General features: G+C 32.2%; 1 protein-coding gene. It reads left to right on the forward strand.

Going from position 1 to position 339, the window contains the following annotated elements; all coding sequences use genetic code 11:
- Positions 1-36: 36 nt before the first annotated feature.
- Positions 37-339: YpoC family protein (locus tag V7147_RS12620; protein ID WP_335368218.1), on the forward strand; the 303-nt coding region annotated here is incomplete at its 3' end.

A 339-nucleotide genomic window follows, 5' to 3' on the forward strand; every position in this document is an offset into this window, starting at 1 on the left:
GAGAAGGGAAAAAGCGTATGAAGGGGAAAGAAAAGGTTGGATAATGAAAAAATTATTTCTGAAACAACGGAAAAATGGAATGACAGAAAAGAACTTTTAATGCGCCTTTTCCAAAACAGAGATAAAGAAGCAATAATGGATCCAATGAATGAAGCGATTTATGACTTTTTGACCCTTTTATTTTTTGTGAATGGTGAAGAAAGGACCCCAGATAAAAAAAGACTCCAAGAGGATATTATGGGCTTAGAAAATAGACCGATTAATCTTGATGAGCGCCTTTCATTTATTTTAAAAAAGCCAAATCAATATCATTCATTCGTTCAATTAAATGAACTTTAT

This window comes from Bacillus sp. JJ1521, from assembly GCF_036965165.1.
GTDB lineage: Bacteria > Bacillota > Bacilli > Bacillales > Bacillaceae_L > Ferdinandcohnia.